A 17,450-nucleotide genomic window follows, 5' to 3' on the forward strand; every position below is an offset into this window, starting at 1 on the left:
GATGACCACCACCCCTGCCACCGCGGTCGAGCTGGCGATCGGCGGCATGACCTGCGCGTCGTGCGCCAACCGGGTCGAGCGCAAGCTCAACAGGCTCGACGGCGTGACCGCCAGCGTCAACTACGCCACCGAGAAGGCACGCGTCGAGGCGCCGGAGGGCGTTGACCCCGCGGTCCTGATCGCCCAGGTCGAGGCGGCCGGCTACACGGCCGAGCTGCCCCGGCGCGCCGCAGCCCCCGATGACGAGGCGTCCGAGGAGGACCCGACCCGCCCGTTGCGCAACCGGCTGATCACCAGCACGGTCCTCGCGGTGCCGGTCATCGCGCTCGCGATGGTTCCGGCGCTGCAGTTCACCTACTGGCAGTGGATCTCCCTCGCACTCGCCGGACCGGTCGTCACCTGGGCGGCGTGGCCGTTCCACCGGGCGGCGTGGACGAACCTGCGCCACGGCGCGGCCACGATGGACACGCTGATCTCGATGGGCGTGCTCGCTGCCACCACCTGGTCGCTGTACGCCCTGCTGATCGGCACGGCGGGGGTGCCCGGCATGGTGCACCCCTTCGAGCTGACGATCTCGCCGAGCGACGGCGCCGGGAACATCTACCTCGAGGTCGCCGCGGGCGTCACCACGTTCATCCTGGCCGGCCGCTACTTCGAGGCCCGGTCGAAGCGCCGCGCCGGAGCGGCGCTGCGTGCGCTGCTGGAGCTGGGCGCGAAGGACGTCGCGGTGCTGCGCGGTGGCGCCGAGACCCGCGTCCCGGTCGAGCAGCTGGCCGTGGGCGACCGGTTCGTCGTGCGGCCGGGCGAGAAGATCGCCACCGACGGCGTGGTCGACGAGGGCACCTCGGCGGTGGACGCCTCGATGCTCACCGGCGAGTCCGTACCGGTGGAGGTCGGACCGGGAGACGCGGTCGTCGGGGCCACCGTGAACGCGGGCGGCCGGCTCGTCGTGCGCGCCGCCCGGGTCGGCACGGACACCCAGCTCGCGCAGATGGCGAAGCTGGTCGAGGACGCCCAGAACGGCAAGGCCGCAGCGCAGCGCCTCGCCGACCGCATCTCCGGGGTGTTCGTGCCGATCGTGATCGCGCTCGCCGCGGCCACCCTCGGGTTCTGGGTCGGCACGGGCGCCGGCGCCGCGGCGGCGTTCACGGCCGCGGTCGCCGTGCTGATCATCGCCTGCCCCTGCGCGTTGGGGCTCGCGACGCCCACCGCGCTCCTCGTGGGCACCGGGCGGGGCGCCCAGCTGGGCATCCTGATCAAGGGCCCCGAGGTGCTGGAGTCCACCCGCCGGGTCGACACCGTCGTGCTGGACAAGACGGGCACCGTGACCACCGGCCGGATGGAGCTCGTCGCCGTCCACGCCGGGGCCGGCGTCGACGAGGACGAGGTCCTGCGGCTCGCCGGAGCGCTGGAGGACGCCTCCGAGCACCCGATCGCCGCGGCGATCGCCCGGGGTGCCCGCGAGCGTCTCGGATCGCTCCCGCCCGTCGAGGACTTCACCAGCCTCGAGGGCCTCGGGGTCCAGGGGATCGTCGACGGGCATGCCGTGCTCGCCGGCCGGCCGGCGCTGCTGGAGCGGTGGAGCCAGCCGCTCGACGACGACCTCGCCGCCCACCTGGCGGCGGCGCAGGCCGACGGCCGCACCGCGATCGCCGTGGCCTGGGACGGCGCGGCCCGCGCGGTGCTGGCGGTGGCCGACACGGTGAAGCCGACGTCGGCGGAGGCCATCGCCCAACTGCGGGCGCTCGGGCTCACGCCGGTGCTGCTCACCGGGGACAACGAGGCCGCGGCGCGCGCGGTGGCTGCCGAGGTCGGAATCCACGAGGTCGTGGCGGAGGTCCTGCCCGCCGACAAGGTCGACGTCGTCAAGCAGCTCCAGGACGAGGGCAAGACCGTCGCGATGGTCGGCGACGGCGTCAACGACGCCGCCGCGCTCGCCCAGGCCGACCTGGGGCTGGCCATGGGCACCGGCACCGACGTCGCGATCGAGGCCAGCGACATCACGCTGGTCCGCGGCGACCTGCGCGCCGCCGCCGACGCGATCCGGCTCTCCCGCCGGACGCTCGGCACGATCAAGGGCAACCTGTTCTGGGCGTTCGCCTACAACGTGGCCGCCCTCCCGCTGGCCGCCGCCGGCCTGCTCAACCCGATGATCGCCGGGGCCGCGATGGCCTTCAGCTCGGCGTTCGTCGTGGCGAACAGCCTGCGGCTGCGCCGGTTCCGGTGACGGTGGCCGGGCCGGCCCGGGTGCTCCGGGCCGGCCCGGCCGGCTGGCCAGCCGATCCGTGGCATGAGCCGCACATCGAGCGTGTTGCCGAATCGGCTGCGGCGGTGGTCGTCAGGGCGGCCGCTCTGTTCGACCGGGAACGGCTTGATCAGCAGATCGGTGCACCCACGGCCGAATGTGGCCGCCCCCCGCACCGAAGCCGTGATCGTGGCCGCCCACACCGCCTCCGACCAGACACGGCCCGAGGCCCCGGCACCCACGACGAAGAGTTGCTCAGGACGCTCCTGAGGCATCCTCTCCTCGTGAGCACGAGGACGGCGGTGGTGGTCGGCGGCGGGATCGGGGGTCTCGCGAGCGCCGTCGCCCTGCGCTCGGCCGGCTGGGACGTGCGGGTCCTCGAACGCAGCGACGAGCTGCGGGAGGTCGGGGCCGGCATCACCCTCTGGCCGAACGCGTTGCGCGCGCTCGACCTGCTCGGTGTCGGCGACCGCGTCCGCGAGCAGGGCACGCTCGAAGCGGGTGGCGGCTTCCGGGACCGGGCGGGAACGTGGCTCTTCCGCGCCGACATGCGGGCGATGGTGGAGCGCTACGGCCCGTCCGTCCTGATCAGGCGATCTGCGCTGCTGGGGATCCTCGCCGACGCGCTGCCGCCCGGCACCGTGACGCTCTCGACCGAGGTCACCGGCGTCGTCGAGCGGCCCGACCAGGTCGGCGTCGAGCATCGCGGCGGTCCGACCGGCGCCGACGTCGTCGTGGCCGCCGACGGGGTCCGCAGCCGGATCCGCGACGTCCTGTGGCCGGATGCGCGGGGTCCCCGCTACGCCGGGTACACGACGTGGCGATTCATCACGCCGGCGCTCGACATCGACGCGGAGGTGACCGAGAGCTGGGGCCACGGGGAGCGGGTCGGGATCTTCCCGTTCGGCGACGGCACGTTCTACTGCTACCAGTCCGCCACGGTCCCGCCCGACCAGCGCGCCGGCGACGAGCTGGGCGAGCTGGCGCGGCGGTTCAGCGGCTGGCACGCCCCGATCCCCGAGCTGCTCGCCAGCGTCACGGCCGCGGACGTGCTGCGGCACGACGTCTACCGGCTGCCCCCGCTGCGCACGTTCGTCACGCGGCGCGTCGCGCTCGTCGGCGACGCCGCCCACGCCATGACCCCGGACCTCGGGCAGGGCGGCTGCACGTCCCTCGAGGACGCGGTCGAGCTCGCCCGCAGGCTCGACGACGGACCGGTCGACCCGGCACCCGGCCTGGCCCGCTACGACCGGCTCCGCCGTCCGCGCACCCGGGCCATCGCACGCCGGTCCGCGCTGTCCGGCCGGTTCGCGCAGGCATCCTCGCCGATCGCGGTCCGCCTGCGCGACCGCTCGGCCCGCCTCCTCCCGCACGCCGCGTTCCTGCGCTCCATGGATCCGGTCTACGGCTGGCGGTGAGGCGGGCGCGCGCTGCCGCCGACGCACGCCGGGTCGGCCCGTCACACCGGCCCGGGGCGCCCTCGGCCCGGCAGGAGCAGCCCGAGCAGCGCTCCGATCGCGGCGCAGCCGCCGAGGACGAGGAACATGTCGGCGAAGGCGGTCGCCGTCACGTCCAGCTGGAGCGCCGCGTAGAGCGCCCGCAGTTGCGCCCCGCCCTCCTCGGAGGCGCGGGCGACGACCGGAGGCATGGTCGGTCCGGTGGGCATGAGCACGCTCTCGCCGACCATCAGCTGGGCCTGGAGGATAGTGAGCACGGCGCCGAGGCCGGCCACCGCGAGGGCGGAGACCGACCGGATCGCCACCTGGTTCAGCGCGCTGCCACTGGCGATCAGGGCCGGCGGCAGCGTGTTCATGCCGACGCTCATCGCCGGCATCATCGACACCCCGACCCCGAGGTTGAACAGCACGCTCCACCAGATGATGTCGACCTTCGAGACATCCGCGGTGACCTGGGCCATCAGTACACAGGCAACAGTCGTGAGGGACAGCCCGAAGAACACCGGAAGGCGCGCGCCGAAGCGATCGTAGAGGCGCCCGGCGATCGGCGCCATGGCCGCCATCGCCAGCGCGGAGGGCATCATCACCAAGCCGGCGTCGAGCGCGTCGAGCCCCATCACGCCCAGCAGGAGCTGCGGGATGTAGAACAGCGAGCCGAACATGGCCACCGTGACCATCACGACGATCAGCAACCCGATGGTGTACGGCCGCGACCGGAACACCTTCAGGTCCAGCAGGGGTGTGCGCACCTCGTTCTCGATGACCACGAACAGCGCGAAGGCCAGCACGCTGGTGATCAACAGGATCACCGTCGGATAGCTGGTCCACCCCCAGTCGTTCCCCTGGGCGGTGGCCACCAGGAGGGCCGCCAACGCGGCAGCGACGGTGACGAAACCCCACAGGTCGAACGACGGCCGGCCGGTCGAGCCGGACCGGGGCAGGATCCTCCACGCCGCCACCACGGCAGCGATCCCGATCGGGATCTTGACAAAGAAGATCATCTGCCAGGTGGAGTTCTCCACGAACCAGCCACCCATCGCGGGGCCGACACCCGGCGCGACGATGATGCCCAGGCCGTAGAGGCCCATCGCCATCCCGATCTTCTCCCGTGGCACCGTCGCGAACAACAACGTCATGCCGAGCACGCCCAGCAGGCCGCCGGGCGCACCCTGCACGACCCGGAACACGATCATGCTGCCGATGTTCCACGCCAGCCCGCACAGCGCCGAACCGGCCGTGAACATGGCCAGGCAGATGACGTAGAGCCGGGAGATGCCGATCCTGTCGCCCAGCCACTTGCTGAGCGGGATCGCCACCCCCATGGCGAGCGAGTAGCCGGTGGACACCCAGCGCCCGTCGTCCGCGCTGGCGCTCAACGCACGCTCGATGGAGGGCAGGGCGACGTTCACGCTGCTCGTGTCCAGCGCCGACAGGAACGAGCCCAGGGTCACCACCAGCAGGGGCACGAACCAGCTGCGAGGACGGTCCGCCGCACGCCCGGCACCCGCCCGCCCGGCACCGGGGCCGGCCTCCCGCACAGTGGTCACGCCGAATGCCCCCAGTTGATGTACGTTCGTTCACCAAGTCGGTGAACGAACGTACATCAACTGCGAACCACGTGGAGCCACGTGTGAGCGAATCGGCGCGACCCGCCGAACGAGCCCGTCACGACCCCGCACGACCAGGGACAATGTCGGCCATGACACCCGCGGCCGAGCACGTCAGGCGCACCCGCAACCCCTGGGGCGAGGGTGAACGGCTGCGCACCGAGATCCTGGAGGCGGCCAGCGGCCTGCTCTCCGAGCTCGGCGGTGAGGCCGGCCTGAGCATCCGCGGGGTGGCCCGGGCGACCGGTGTTGCCCCAGGCAGCATCTACCAGCACTTCCGAGACCTGAACGCGCTCGCCGACCGCCTGCACGAGTACGAATGTGCACGGCTGCTCGCGCTACTCGAACGCGCAGGCGCCGACCGGGCCGACCCCGTCGAGCAGCTGCGTGCTCAGCTCCTGGCCTACTGCGACTTCGCCCTCGCGAACCCGGGTCACTACCGGATCCTGTTCCGACGCCCGGATGCCCGCCCGAGCCCGCCACCGGACCCGTTGACGACCCCGCTCGGCCGCGTCGTCGGCCTGTTCGTCGCGGGCTTCGAACGCTGCCGGGACGCCGGTCTCGGGGTCCGCCTGTCCAGCCGCGACGCCGGCGCGATGGTCTTCAGCTCCGTCCACGGCCGGGTTGCCATCCACCTCTGCCACGGCACCGGGGAGATCCACGCGCAGCTGGCGCGGAGCATCGACCAGCTGCTCTCGCTCCTCGTCGATGCCCAGGAGGTTCCTGAACAGCTCCGGCCGTAGCGACGCCGCGCAGTAGGCCCGAGTCGTTCAGGGCGCTCCTGCGGCGCCCCGACGCCGTCAGGCGCTCGCGGCCGTCCCGAACGCCTGCCGGGCGTGCCAGTCGACGGTTCTTCCCACCCCCGCGCGCAGGCTCGTCCGCGCGCACCACCCGAGGTAGCGCAGTGCCGGCGCGGGATCGGCGACGAGGTCGCGGTCCCCGGGGCGGTCGGGCAGCTGCCCGAACCTCGGTGCGACGCGCGTGCCCAGAACGTCGGCGATCAGGGAGACGGCGTCACGGATCGTCGCCAGGTCGCCGGTGCCGATGTCCAGGACGCGCCCGAGCGCCGCGGGCTCGACCGCCGCGGCGAGCAGCGCGTCGACGACGTCGTCCACGTACACCCAGTCGATGCGGCGCACACCGCTGGACACCGACGGCGCGACCCCGTGGAGGAGGCTGTCCACGACATAGGGCACCAGCCTGGTGGTGTGCGGGTCGTCCGGGCCGTAGACCATCCCGAGCCGCAGGACGACGACCGGCAGCTGCACGAGGTCGCGGAACATGGTCGCGTACGTCGTCGCCGCGATCTTGGACGCCGAGTATGGCGACCGCGCCCCCGAGCCCGGTTCGAGGTCGGAGTGCTCCTCGAGCGAGCCGGCCAGCACCACGCGGCAGCCCGGCACGTCCGCCGCCGCGGACATCACGTTCACCGCGCTCATGACGTTGTCGTTGAGCATCGGCACCACGAGCGACAGGCTGCGAGCACCTTCGGCCCGGCTGGCGAGGTGGATGACGACGTCGGGGCGCACCTGCTGCATGACGACGTTGGTGGCCCGGGCGTCGGTCAGGTCGACGCACCACCACCGGACACCGGCCTGCTCATGCGGCTGGGTTCGGGTCGTGGCGTGCACGTCGGCGCCCTGGGCCGCCAGATGGCGGATGACGTGGCGGCCGATGAACCCACGGCCGCCGGTGACGAGATATCGAAGCTGAGACATGTCGAAGACCTTCGGAGAGAGTGCCTGCCGGGAGGGGCGTCACCACTCGGGCGCCGGCGGCCGCGCTACCAGCGCGGCCACCACCGCCGCGACGATCCCTAGGCTGATGGTGTGGGTGGGGTGCTCGGCGGCGAGGACGTCCACACGTCCTGCTCCCATTCGCCTCACCACCTCTGCCACTGCTCCCGAGTCTCCACCGCCCACCTGTGACGACGCTGAACGCGCACCCCGAGGGGGATGAGTACGCATGCGAGGCCCCGATGTCGAGCGGCTGCGCCGCTACTGGGACGAGCACTCCGGCTCGTACGACAAGCAGATGGCGTTCGCCGAGCGGAGGTTCTTCGGTGACAGCCGGCAGTGGGTCTGCGGCGGGGCGGTCGGCGACGTGCTCGAGGTGGGCGTCGGCACCGGGCTGAACCTCGACAGCTACCCCGCGGACGTCTCGCTGACGGGCGTCGACCTCAGCCCGCAGATGCTCGAGCACGCCGGGCGGCGTGCTGCGGCGAGCGGGCGCGCGGTCACCCTGCAGGTCGGCGACGCGCACCGGTTGGAGTTCCCCGACGCCTCGTTCGACACGGTGGTGTCCACGTTCTCGCTGTGCGCCATCCCGGACGAGCGCCGCGCCGTCGCGGAGATGTGGCGCGTGCTGCGGCCCGGCGGGCAGCTGCGCCTGGCCGATCACGTCGTCAGCACGTCCGCGCCGGTACGGCTGTTGCAGTGGCTGCTCGAGCTAGTGATGATCCCGATGGCCGGGGAGAACTTCCGCCGCCGACCGGTCCTCCACGTGCGCGGGAACGGGTTCGTCATCGAGCGGCAGGAACGCTTCAAGGCGGGCATCGTGGAGCGCGTCGTCGCCAGGAAGCCCTGAGCTCGGCTTGCATCCGGTACTCGGGTACGGACTTAGCGTGGTGCCATGAGTGAACCCGCATGGGCTCCGGTGGACGCCTGCACGTTGCCGACCGAGGAGCAGCCGCTGCGCGAGGCCGAGTTCGATGTCCTGTTCGCGACCGCGTTGGTCGGCGTGGCGCGGCCGGAACCGGATCGGCTGCGGTTGACGTTCGACCGGGACGCCGAGATCGAGGACCTGGTGGCCCGCGAGTCCTCGTGCTGCTCGTTCTTCGCCTTCGAGATCAGCACGGCACCGGACGGCCTGGTGCTGGACGTGCGCGTCCCCGCCGCGCGGGTCGCGGTGCTGGACGGCATCGCCCGGCAGGCCGTGGCCGCCGCCGCGAGGGCCGGAACGGCTCCGGGCGCGTGAGTGGGACGCTGCGGTCGGGGCAGCTGGCCAGGGCGGCCGGGGTGAACGTGCAGACGCTGCGCTACTACGAGCGCCGCGGCCTGCTGCCCGAGCCGCGGCGCAGCCTCGGCGGGCACCGCGAGTACGGCCCGCATGCGGTCACGGTGCTACGGGTGATCCGCGGGCTGGCCCGGCTCGGGTTCACCCTCACCGAGATCGCCGAGCTGATCGAGGTCGGCTCCCACCGCGGGCCGCGACCCGGCCTGCGGGCCGCCGCCACCGCCAAGCTGGCCGAGGTCGACGCGAAGATCGACCACCTGACGCAGGTCCGCGCCACCCTGATCTCCGTGATCGGGGCGGAGTGCCACGATCTGGCCGAATGCTCGTGCGACCCGGCCTGCCCGATCCCGTTCACCGAGCTCGACCCGAGCCCGTCCGGGTAGCCGGCCGTCGAACCGGGCGCGCTCCCGAACGTCATCGGGGTGGGGCACCGGAACCGAGGAGTGACGATCCGTGAAGTACGTGCTGATGTTCGCCGAGACCGCGCAGTACGCCGAGGACCTGGCCGCGATGAGCGACGCGGACCGCCGGGCGGCCTACGAGGACGTGGGGCGCTGGTTCGCCGACAACGCCGCGCGGATCACCCACCACGTCCACCTGCAGCCGCCGCACACCGCCACCACCATGCGCAAGGTGGACGGCCGCACCGAGGTGACCGACGGGCCGTTCGTCGAGGGCAAGGAGATCGTCAGCGGCGTCGTCGAGGTCGAGGTCGCCGACCTCGACGAGGCCCTTGCGATGGCCCGCTCCTGGCCCGCGTGCCCGGTCATCGAGCTCCGCCCGGCCGATTCCTGACCGCGTGGACGGCCCGCACGACGAGCTGGCCCGCGTGGTGCGCGAGCACGCGGGCCGGCTCGCGGCGTCGCTGGTGCACCTGCTCGGCGACTTCTCCGCCGCGGAGGACCTCGTGCAGGACGCGGTCGAGACCGCCCTGCGGCGCTGGCCGGTCGAGGGCATCCCGGACCGCCCGGATGCGTGGCTCTTCACCGTCGCCCGCAACCGCGGGCTCGACGTGCTGCGCCGCCAGGCCCGCTACCGCGAGAAGCTCGCCCAGCTGCAGTGGCCGTCCCGGACGGAACCCGACGACCGGCTGCGGCTGCTGTTCACCTGCTGCCACCCCGCGCTCCCGCGGCCGGCGCAGATAGCGCTCACCCTCCGCACGATCTGCGGCCTGACGACGGCCCAGATCGCCGCGGCGTTCCTGGTGCCGGAGAGCACGGTGGCGCAGCGGATCACCCGGGCGAAGCGCAAGATCACCGACGCCGGGATCCCGTACCGCATCCCGTCCGACGCGGAGCTGCCGGAGCGGCTGAACGAGGTCCTCACCGTCGTCTACCTGCTCTACAACGAGGGCTACCTGTCCTCCACCGGCGACGGGGGGTGGTCCCGGCGGCTGGCCGAGGACGCGGAGTGGCTGGCGTCCTCGCTCGCCTGGACGCTGCCCCGGGAGCCCGAGGTCCTCGGGCTGCTCGCGTTGGTCCGGCTCCACCAGGCCCGGGTCGCCGCCCGGTTCGACACCGGAGGGCGCATCGTCCTGCTGCCCGACCAGGACCGCGGCCGGTGGGACCACGCCGCCATCGCCGACGCCGGTCAGCTCATCGCCCGCGCCGCAGCGCTCCACCGGCCGGGGCCCTACCAGCTGCAGGCCGCGATCGTCGCCTGCCATGCCGAGGCCCCGCGGTGGGAGGACACCGACTGGGCGCAGATCGTCGTCCTCTACGACATGCTGCTCGCCACGGCCCCGTCACCCGTGACGCGGCTGCACCGCGCGATCGCCCTCCGCTACGCCGCCGGCGCGGAGGCCGCGATGCGCGAGCTCGACGGTCTCGCCGGGGTCCTCGACCGGTACCCACTCCTCCACGCCACCCGCGCGGAGCTGCTCAGGGCGCTCGGGGAACCCGAGGAGGCGCGAGAGGCCGACCGTCGCGCCCTCGACCTCACCGCGAACCCCGCTCAGCGCGCCCTCCTCGAGGACCGCATCGGCTGGACGTGACCGCCGCGGCCGCTGGGAGCGTGTTGAAGAAGCCGTTCGGCGAGTGGGGCAAGCGGAAAGTCGCTGGAGGTGCTCATGGGGCCACAGGTGCGCACGCAGCCCGGGTCGGCCGAGTTCGTCCGGCTCGTCTCCCAGCACTTCCGCTACCGCCGTGAACCCGTCCCGGTGGTCGACGACGCGGCATTGCGCCGGGCCACCATGCCGGTGCTGGCGATCCTCGGCGCCCGGGACACCTTCATCGACTCCCCCCGCAGCGCCGAGCGGCTCTCGCGGCTCGTGCCGTCGGCCACGGTGCGGGTCCTGCCCGGCGTCGGGCACCTCCTGCCCGGGCTGACCGCGCCGATCCTGGAGTTCCTCACCGCTCGCTGACGCGGGGCCGCACTCGCAGGTGGGCCCGCTCCCCCTGCACCCCGAACAGCACGAGGAGCTCCACCGGGCCGGGGCCCGCGGACGCCATCCAGTGCGGGAGGTGCGTGTCGAACTCGGCGGCCTCACCCGCGCCGAGCACGAGATCGTTGTCGCCGAGGACCAGCCGGAGCCTGCCGTCGAGGACGTAGAGCCACTCGTACCCCTCGTGGGTCTTCGGGTCGGGCTCCTCGGCGCGGGCCGGGATGATCAGCTTGAACGCCTGCAGCCCGCCCGCGCGCGTGCTCAGCGGGATGTGCGTCATCCCGTGGCGGCTCACCGGGCGGAAGTGGACCCGCGGGTCGCCGGTCTGCGGTGCCCCGACGAGCTCGTCGAGTGCCACGCCGTAGACCCGCGCGAGCGGCAGGAGCAGCTCCAGGTTCGGTCGGCGTCCCCCGCTCTCGAGCCGGGAGAGCGTGCTGGCGGAGATCCCGGTCGTCGCAGCCACGTCCGTGATCGTCACGCCACGGCGCTTGCGGATGGCGCGCAGCCGCGGCCCGACCGCACCGAGCACGATGTCCAGTTCCTCGTCCACCCTCCCATCGTGCCGGAACAGCACACCGGCGTTGCCGGGAGCGCCTCTGGACGAGCGGTTCCGAACCGATCGGCGAGCGATCGTTGCGACATGCGCCTCGATGACCCCGGCGGGGCGCTGCGGCGCATCCCGGACCGATCACCCGGGAAGCTGGGCCGTCGAGTTATGTGGTGGACTTCCGGTTCGGGACACTAGACGCGCAACGCGGCGTCCCGGGCGATCCGGTCGGCACGACGGGTGGTCTCGGGGAGCCGATGGCGGGCCAGGCGCAGCACCACGTCGCACGCCGCGTCGAGCCCGATCCGGTGCCCCACCGACACGAACACCGGCTGGACGCCGTGTTGTGTGCGCAGTGCCCGCCCGAGCACCTCGTCGCCGTCGACCTGGGGCGTCCAGGATCCGCGTGCGGGCTTCGGCATCTCGAACGGCATCGGCGGCGACTTCGCCACCCCGATGGTCGGCACGTCGGTGAGCAGCCCGACGTGGCAGGCCAGGCCGAACCGGCGCGGGTGCGCGACGCCTGCGCCGTCGCACACGATCAGGTCCGGGGCCCGCTCCAGCTCCTCCAGCGCGGCCGTGACCACCGGCAGTTCGCGGAGCGCGAGGAACCCGGGGACGTACGGGTGGCCGGCGGGCCCGCGGGCGGTGCGGGTCTCGACCGGTCGCAACGTGGTGGCGTCCAGCACGACGACGGCGGCCACCACGTCGTCGGTGCCGTCCTGGTGCGCCACGTCGATGCCGGCCACGGTGCTCGGATCGGAGGGGCCGGGGCCGGTGGCGTCGATCAGCGGGCGCAGCCGGTCCTGCTGCGCTGCGGCCTCGTCGAGGGTGGCCGGCGTCGGCCCGAGAGCATGCAGATGCACGTGCAGGAACGTTATCGGCTTCTCGACACGAATGGGTGACATTCGAGCGCGTTCTCCGGCGCCGCGCAGACCGGCGAAACCAGCCGACCGTGCCCGATCGGGATCAATCGGGTACACCGGAGTCGTGAGCGATCAGGACGAGAAGGTGCTGGTGCCGGCCCTCGTCGGGCTGGAGGTGAGCGACGCGCACGAGCTCGCCTTCGAGGCGAGGGTCGTCGTGGTCACGGCCGACCCCGACGAGCCGCTCCCCCTCGCGGGCACGGTGGTCGCGCAGACTCCCAGCGCGGGCACCCGGGTCGCTCCCGCCCATCCGGTCGCCATCGCCGTCGACACGGGCGGCGGCGGAGGGGGCGGGGGTGGCGGACGCCGGCTCAGCACGCCCCCTCCCGGCCCGCGCGACCCCTCGGGTTCGAAGACGCCGGCGTAATGCCCTGTTAGGGTCGATGGCGTGGCAGGCGCAGGGGACGACGACATCTCCGGGTGATCCCGGAGCAGTTCGCCGATTCCCCGTACCCCCTCCACCCCTCGTGAAGGCTGCCGCATGTCGATCGTCTGTTCCCACCTGTCCTTCTCCTGGCCCGATGACACGCCGGTGTTCCAGGACCTCTCGTTCACCGTCACCGGCGGCCGTACCGGTCTCGTCGCGCCGAACGGCGCCGGGAAGAGCACGCTGCTGCGGCTGATCGCCGGGAAGCTGACGCCCGGCGGCGGCTCCGTCACCGTCGACGGGGTGCTCGGCTACCTCCCGCAGGAGCTCCCGTTCACCGGCGAGCTCAGCGTGGCCGAGGTGCTCGGGATCGCGCCCGTGCTCGCGGCCCTGCACGCCGTCGAGGCGGGCGACGCGAGCGAGGAGCACTTCACGACGATCGGCACCGACTGGGACGTCGAGGAGCGCACCCGCGCCCAGCTCGACCGGCTCGGGCTCGCCGCCGTGGAGCTCACCCGGCGCCTCGGAACGCTGTCGGGCGGCCAGGTCGTCTCCCTCGGGCTGGCCGGGCAGCTGCTGAAGCGGCCCGACGTCCTGCTGCTCGACGAGCCGACCAACAACCTCGACCTCGACGCCCGCCGCTCCCTCCACGACGTGCTCGACGACTGGGGCGGCTGCCTGCTGCTGGTCAGCCACGACCGCGCGCTGCTCGACCGGATGGACCGGATCGCCGAGCTGGACGCCGGGGACGTCCGCTTCTTCGGCGGCGGCTTCACGGCGTACGCCGAGGCCGTGACGGCGGAGCAGGAGGTCGCCGAGCGGAACGTGCGCAACGCCGAGCAGGAGGTCAAGCGCGAGAAGCGGGAGATGCAGCAGGCCCGCGAGCGAGCCGCGCGCCGGGCGAGCACCGCCGCCCGCAACATCAAGGACGCCGGGCTGCCCAAGATCCTCGCCGGGGCGCGGCAGCGCCGGGCGCAGGAGTCCGCCGGTAAGGCGGACGGCACCCACGCCGCGCGGGTCGGGGCGGCGCGCACCCGGCTCGACGAGGCGAGCCAGGCCGTGCGCGACGAGCAGAAGATCGTGCTGGAGCTGCCGGAGACCCGCGTGCCTGCCGGGCGCACCGTGTTCGTCGGCGAGGGCATCCGGGTCCGCGACCTCTTCGCGGACGGCGGGATCGACCTGGCCATCCGCGGACCGGAGCGCATCGCGCTGACCGGCCCCAACGGTGCGGGCAAGTCCACGCTGCTCCGGGTGGTCGACGGCGAGCTGCCGCCCGACGCCGGCACGACCGGCCGCGCCGACGGGCGCATCGCCCACCTGTCCCAGCGGTTGGACCTGCTCGACCCGGACCGGACGGTCGTGGAGAGCCTGGCCGCCGCCGCACCGGCGATGCCGCCGTCGCGGCGGATGCACCTGCTCGCCCGCTTCCTCTTCCGCGGCGCGCGCATCCACCTGCCGATCCGCGCGCTCTCCGGCGGCGAGCGGCTGCGGGCCACCCTCGCGTGCGTGCTGTTCGCCGAGCCCGCACCCCAGCTCCTCCTCCTGGACGAGCCGACGAACAACCTCGACCTCGTCAGCGTCGGCCAGCTGGAGAGCGCGCTGGTCGCGTACGAGGGCGCGTTCGTGGTGGTGAGCCACGACGAACGCTTCCTCGCCGAGATCGGGGTGAACCGCCGGCTCCGGCTCGCGGACGGGAGGCTGCGCGAGGCGGGCCCGCCCGACGGCCGCTGAAACCCGACTCGCGTGCATCGAGAGCGCGACTCGCGGAAGAGGGGGGCCCACCTCCTCCGCGAGTCGGGCTCTGAGTGCACGCGAGTCGCGGTCAGCCCTGTTCGGCGGCCGCCCCGGCCACCTGGCGCTGGGCCGCGACCGCGCGCTGGACGTCCTCCTGCACCAGGTCCGCGTTGAGCGCGATGGCCGCCGCCGAGCCCATCCCGGCCGCAGTCACCACCTGGGCGCGCACGTCCACGACGTTCCCCGCCGCCCAGACGCCGGGCACGCTCGTACGGCCGGTCGGGTCGGTGCGGACCCGTCCGTCCTCGCCGGTCGCGCAGCCCAGCCCGGCCAGCAGGTCGTCGCGCGGGACGAACCGGGGACCGACGAACAGCACCTCCCGCGGCACGACCCGCCCGGCGGCCAGCTCCACCCCGCGCAGGGCGTCGCCCTCCACCGCGAGGCCGGTCACCTCACCGTCGGCGATCTGCACGCCCCGGGCGAGCAGTTGCTCCCGCTCGTCGGCGGCGAGCCTGGCCCGGTGCGGGAAGAACACGACGTCCGCCGACCACTGCGGCAGCAGGAGCCCGAGGTGCAGCGCGCCCAGGACGCCGAGCGGCCGGTCGCGCACCTCGTAGCCGTGGCAGTACGGGCAGTGCAGCACGTCCCGGGCCCACCGCTCGCGCAGGCCGGCCACGTCGGGGAGCTCGTCGCGCAGGCCGGTGGCGACGAGCACACGGCGGGCGCCCAGCGTGCGGCCACCCGCCAGGTGCAGCACGAAGCCGGGGTCGATCCGCTCGACGCGGCCGGCGACGATCTCACCGCCGTAGCCCGTCACCTCGGCCCGCCCCACCTCGAGCAGCCGGGCCGGGGCCATCCCGTCCCGTGAGAGGAAGCCCTGCATGTGGGTGGCCGGCGCGTTGCGCGGGTCGCCCGCGTCGATCACCGCCACCCGCCGGCGGGCTCGGGCCAGCACGAGCGCCGCGTTCAGGCCGGCCGCACCGCCGCCCGCCACCACCACATCGAACTCGTCCATGCACCGGAGGATCCGCGTGCCGGACCGGGTTCGGCAACGATCGTTGCCGATTCCGGGACGGACGCGTTCGATGGCACCGTGCAGGACTCACCGACGATCAGGGGCGCCCTCGCCGAGGTCGGGCCGCGGGTGCGCCAGCTGCGGACCCAGCGCGACACCACCCTCACCGCCCTCGCCGAGGCCACCGGCATCTCCAAGAGCACGCTCTCCCGGCTCGAGTCCGGCGGGCGGCGGCCGAGCCTCGAGCTGCTCCTGCCGATCGCCGTGGCGCTACAGGTGCCGGTCGACGAGCTGATCGGGGCGCTCCGGGTGGACGACCCCCGCGTCCACACCAACCCTCGCCGGGTGGACGGGCGCACCGTGCTCCCCCTGACCCGCCGGCCCGGCCCGCTGCAGGCGTTCAAGCTCACGATCCCGGCCACCCAGCACGAACCGCGCCTGCTGACGCACGACGGGTACGAGTGGCTCTACGTCCTGTCCGGGCACCTGCGGCTCCGGCTGTCCGATCACGACCTCACCCTCGGCCCCGGCGAGGCAGCGGAGTTCGACACCCGGGTGCCGCACTGGTTCGGCAGCGTCGGCCGCGGCCCGGTCGAGATCCTCAGCCTCTTCGGCCGCCAGGGCGAGCGCATGCACGTACGCGCCCGCTCCCGCCGCTGAGCCCGGGGCTCAGCGTGGGTCGGGGGTCACGGCGTCGACCGCGACCCTCGACCGGGCCGTGAACACCATGTCGCGGCTGACGTCCCCGAACCGGGTGCTCAGCATGTCGACCGGGTAGCTCTGGCGCAGTACCCACGGCGCCGACCTGCCCTGTTTCGGCAGCACGTCCAATGCCCGCCGCACGTAGCCGGAGGTGAGGGCGAGCAGCGGGCGGGCGGCGACGGCACCGGTGAACTCGGGCGTGGCCGTGCGGTAGCCGTGGGCGTCCATGTGGGCGAGCAACCGGCAGACGTAGCGCGCGGTCAGGTCGGCCCGCAACGTCCAGGAGGCGTTGACGTAGCCGATGCAGATCGCGAGGTTCGGCACCCCGGAGAGCAGGCAGCCGCGGTAGACGACGGTGCGGCCCGGGTCGACCTCCGTGCCGTCCACGGAGATCCGGATACCCCCGCCGACCTGCAGCGAAAGCCCCGTGGCCGTGACGACGACGTCGGCCGGCAGCTCGCGGCCGGACGCAAGGCGGATCCCGCCCTCGGTGAAGCCGGCGATGGTGTCGGTGACGACGTCGGCGCGGCCCGAGCGCATAGCGCGGAACATGTCGCCGTCCGGCACGACGCACAGGCGCTGGTCCCACGGCTCGTAGCGGGGCGTGAAGTCGCGGTCGATGACGCCGCGGTCGGGGATCTGGCGCTCGAGCCCCGCGCGCAGCACCCGCTTCGCCACCCCGGGCGCACGCTGCGCGAGCTCGTAGAACGCCGCGGTCACGAGCAGGTTCTTCCAGCGGATCAGCCGGTGTGCCCACCGGGGCAACCGGTTGACCAGCTCGTCGGTGCCCGGCAGCGCGATGACGTAGCTCGGCGAGCGCTGCAGCATCGTGACCTGCGCGCCCCGTTCGGCGAGCGCCGGCACCAGCGTGACGGCGGTGGCGCCGCTGCCGATCACGACCACGCGCTCGCCCGTGCAGTCGAGGTCCTGCGGCCAGTGCTGCGGGTGCACCACCGTGCCCCGGTACGCGTCGATCCCGGGGAGCTCGGGGACGTAGCCGCGGTCGTAGCGGTAGTAGCCGGTGCCGAGGAACAGGAAGTCACACGTGTACTGCTCCGTGGTGCCGTCGGCGGCCTCGACGTCGACCGTCCAAAGCTGGTCGGGGCTCGACCACGCCGCCGCCGTGACCCGCCTGCCGAAGCGGATGCGCCGGTCGATGCCGAACTCCGCCGCCGTCTCCCGCAGGTACGCGAGGATCGAGTCGCCGTCGGCGATCGCCGTGGCCGCCCGCCACGGGCGGAACGGGAAGCCGAGCGTGAACATGTCGGAGTCCGACCGGATCCCGGGGAAGCGGAAGAGGTCCCACGTGCCGCCGATCGAGCCGCGTGCCTCGAGGATCGCGTAGCTGCGGTGCGGGTGCTCGGTCTGCAGGCGGTAGGCGGCGTCGATCCCGGAGATGCCGGCGCCGACGACGAGCACATCGAGGTGTTCCACGGGCATCCCCCTGACCGG

General features: G+C 73.5%; 18 protein-coding genes. 12 read left to right on the plus strand and 6 right to left on the minus strand.

Features of this window, described 5'->3' with window-relative positions:
• Window position 1: 1 nt before the first annotated feature.
• Both ACU436_RS06550 and ACU436_RS06555 read left to right on the plus strand, forming a co-directional pair.
• Window positions 2-2,227: a heavy metal translocating P-type ATPase gene (locus ACU436_RS06550; RefSeq protein ID WP_459022709.1), complete on the plus strand. Its 2,226-nt coding sequence runs from the start codon at window positions 2-4 to the stop codon at window positions 2,225-2,227.
• 302 nt (window positions 2,228-2,529) lie between these two features.
• Window positions 2,530-3,663, plus strand: a complete 1,134-nt coding sequence (locus ACU436_RS06555) for an FAD-dependent monooxygenase (protein WP_459022711.1) — start codon at window positions 2,530-2,532, stop codon at window positions 3,661-3,663.
• A 41-nt stretch (window positions 3,664-3,704) separates the two neighbouring features.
• On the opposite strand, the gene ACU436_RS06560 is transcribed toward ACU436_RS06555, so the two are convergent.
• Complete coding sequence (locus ACU436_RS06560; protein WP_459022712.1) at window positions 3,705-5,249, minus strand: DHA2 family efflux MFS transporter permease subunit; 1,545 nt, start codon at window positions 5,247-5,249, stop codon at window positions 3,705-3,707.
• Window positions 5,250-5,401: 152 nt separating this feature from the next.
• Here ACU436_RS06560 and ACU436_RS06565 point away from each other — a divergent pair, with 152 nt between their 5' ends.
• Window positions 5,402-6,052, plus strand: a complete 651-nt coding sequence (locus ACU436_RS06565; protein ID WP_459022714.1) for a TetR/AcrR family transcriptional regulator — start codon at window positions 5,402-5,404, stop codon at window positions 6,050-6,052.
• 57 nt (window positions 6,053-6,109) lie between these two features.
• Here the strand turns inward: ACU436_RS06565 and ACU436_RS06570 are convergent, their stop codons facing one another.
• Window positions 6,110-7,027, minus strand: coding sequence for an NAD-dependent epimerase/dehydratase family protein (locus ACU436_RS06570; protein ID WP_459022716.1), 918 nt, complete (start codon window positions 7,025-7,027; stop codon window positions 6,110-6,112).
• Between the two features lie 247 nt (window positions 7,028-7,274).
• Here ACU436_RS06570 and ACU436_RS06575 point away from each other — a divergent pair, with 247 nt between their 5' ends.
• From ACU436_RS06575 to ACU436_RS06600, 6 genes are all read left to right on the plus strand, one after another.
• Window positions 7,275-7,895: a class I SAM-dependent methyltransferase gene (locus ACU436_RS06575; RefSeq protein ID WP_459022718.1), complete on the plus strand. Its 621-nt coding sequence runs from the start codon at window positions 7,275-7,277 to the stop codon at window positions 7,893-7,895.
• A 45-nt stretch (window positions 7,896-7,940) separates the two neighbouring features.
• On the plus strand, window positions 7,941-8,285 hold the full coding sequence (locus tag ACU436_RS06580; protein ID WP_459022720.1) for a hypothetical protein: 345 nt from the start codon (window positions 7,941-7,943) through the stop codon (window positions 8,283-8,285).
• Entirely contained in the window at window positions 8,282-8,707 is a 426-nt protein-coding gene (locus ACU436_RS06585; protein WP_459022721.1) for a MerR family transcriptional regulator, read from the plus strand. The genes ACU436_RS06580 and ACU436_RS06585 overlap by 4 nt, the downstream gene beginning before the upstream one ends.
• 70 nt (window positions 8,708-8,777) lie before the next feature.
• Complete coding sequence (locus ACU436_RS06590; RefSeq protein ID WP_459022723.1) at window positions 8,778-9,119, plus strand: YciI family protein; 342 nt, start codon at window positions 8,778-8,780, stop codon at window positions 9,117-9,119.
• Between the two features lie 4 nt (window positions 9,120-9,123).
• Window positions 9,124-10,317 carry an RNA polymerase sigma factor gene (locus ACU436_RS06595; protein WP_459022725.1) on the plus strand — a complete coding sequence of 398 codons (1,194 nt, stop codon included), beginning with the start codon at window positions 9,124-9,126 and terminating at the stop codon, window positions 10,315-10,317.
• Window positions 10,318-10,392: 75 nt separating this feature from the next.
• Window positions 10,393-10,686, plus strand: coding sequence for an alpha/beta fold hydrolase (locus ACU436_RS06600; RefSeq protein WP_459022727.1), 294 nt, complete (start codon window positions 10,393-10,395; stop codon window positions 10,684-10,686).
• Here the strand turns inward: ACU436_RS06600 and ACU436_RS06605 are convergent.
• Together ACU436_RS06605 and ACU436_RS06610 are read right to left on the minus strand one after the other, a co-directional pair.
• Window positions 10,673-11,257 carry a helix-turn-helix domain-containing protein gene (locus ACU436_RS06605; protein WP_459022729.1) on the minus strand — a complete coding sequence of 195 codons (585 nt, stop codon included), beginning with the start codon at window positions 11,255-11,257 and terminating at the stop codon, window positions 10,673-10,675. The two genes, ACU436_RS06600 and ACU436_RS06605, sit on opposite strands and share 14 nt — an antisense overlap.
• 191 nt (window positions 11,258-11,448) lie before the next feature.
• Complete coding sequence (locus tag ACU436_RS06610; protein WP_459022731.1) at window positions 11,449-12,120, minus strand: endonuclease V; 672 nt, start codon at window positions 12,118-12,120, stop codon at window positions 11,449-11,451.
• A 124-nt stretch (window positions 12,121-12,244) separates the two neighbouring features.
• On the opposite strand from ACU436_RS06610, the gene ACU436_RS06615 reads away from it, so the two are divergent.
• Window positions 12,245-12,547, plus strand: a complete 303-nt coding sequence (locus tag ACU436_RS06615) for a PASTA domain-containing protein (protein ID WP_459022733.1) — start codon at window positions 12,245-12,247, stop codon at window positions 12,545-12,547.
• A gap of 114 nt (window positions 12,548-12,661) precedes the next feature.
• Window positions 12,662-14,278, plus strand: coding sequence for an ABC-F family ATP-binding cassette domain-containing protein (locus ACU436_RS06620; protein WP_459022735.1), 1,617 nt, complete (start codon window positions 12,662-12,664; stop codon window positions 14,276-14,278).
• A 91-nt stretch (window positions 14,279-14,369) separates the two neighbouring features.
• Here ACU436_RS06620 and ACU436_RS06625 read toward each other — a convergent pair whose 3' ends face one another.
• Window positions 14,370-15,296: an NAD(P)/FAD-dependent oxidoreductase gene (locus tag ACU436_RS06625; RefSeq protein ID WP_459022736.1), complete on the minus strand. Its 927-nt coding sequence runs from the start codon at window positions 15,294-15,296 to the stop codon at window positions 14,370-14,372.
• 78 nt (window positions 15,297-15,374) lie between these two features.
• Here ACU436_RS06625 and ACU436_RS06630 point away from each other — a divergent pair, with 78 nt between their 5' ends.
• The gene (locus ACU436_RS06630) at window positions 15,375-15,956 is read left to right on the plus strand and encodes a helix-turn-helix domain-containing protein (protein WP_459022738.1); all 582 of its coding nucleotides are present in this window, start codon (window positions 15,375-15,377) and stop codon (window positions 15,954-15,956) included.
• Window positions 15,957-15,965: 9 nt separating this feature from the next.
• On the opposite strand, the gene ACU436_RS06635 is transcribed toward ACU436_RS06630, so the two are convergent.
• Window positions 15,966-17,438, minus strand: a complete 1,473-nt coding sequence (locus ACU436_RS06635) for a flavin-containing monooxygenase (RefSeq protein WP_459022740.1) — start codon at window positions 17,436-17,438, stop codon at window positions 15,966-15,968.
• Between the last annotated feature and the right edge of the window lie 12 nt (window positions 17,439-17,450).

The sequence above is a fragment of the Pseudonocardia wallangbongensis genome, from assembly GCF_054486945.1.

Excerpts from the sequence above, each read along its gene's own strand:
- ACU436_RS06580 (WP_459022720.1), top strand. The coding sequence starts at position 7,941 with ATGAGTGAACCCGCATGGGCTCCGGTGGACGCCTGCACGTTGCCGACC.
- ACU436_RS06550 (WP_459022709.1), top strand. The coding sequence starts at position 2 with ATGACCACCACCCCTGCCACCGCGGTCGAGCTGGCGATCGGCGGCATG.
- ACU436_RS06575 (WP_459022718.1), top strand. The coding sequence starts at position 7,275 with ATGCGAGGCCCCGATGTCGAGCGGCTGCGCCGCTACTGGGACGAGCAC.
- ACU436_RS06620 (WP_459022735.1), top strand. The coding sequence starts at position 12,662 with ATGTCGATCGTCTGTTCCCACCTGTCCTTCTCCTGGCCCGATGACACG.
- ACU436_RS06625 (WP_459022736.1), bottom strand. The coding sequence starts at position 15,296 with ATGGACGAGTTCGATGTGGTGGTGGCGGGCGGCGGTGCGGCCGGCCTG.
- ACU436_RS06635 (WP_459022740.1), bottom strand. The coding sequence starts at position 17,438 with ATGCCCGTGGAACACCTCGATGTGCTCGTCGTCGGCGCCGGCATCTCC.
- ACU436_RS06565 (WP_459022714.1), top strand. The coding sequence starts at position 5,402 with ATGACACCCGCGGCCGAGCACGTCAGGCGCACCCGCAACCCCTGGGGC.
- ACU436_RS06600 (WP_459022727.1), top strand. The coding sequence starts at position 10,393 with ATGGGGCCACAGGTGCGCACGCAGCCCGGGTCGGCCGAGTTCGTCCGG.
- ACU436_RS06570 (WP_459022716.1), bottom strand. The coding sequence starts at position 7,027 with ATGTCTCAGCTTCGATATCTCGTCACCGGCGGCCGTGGGTTCATCGGC.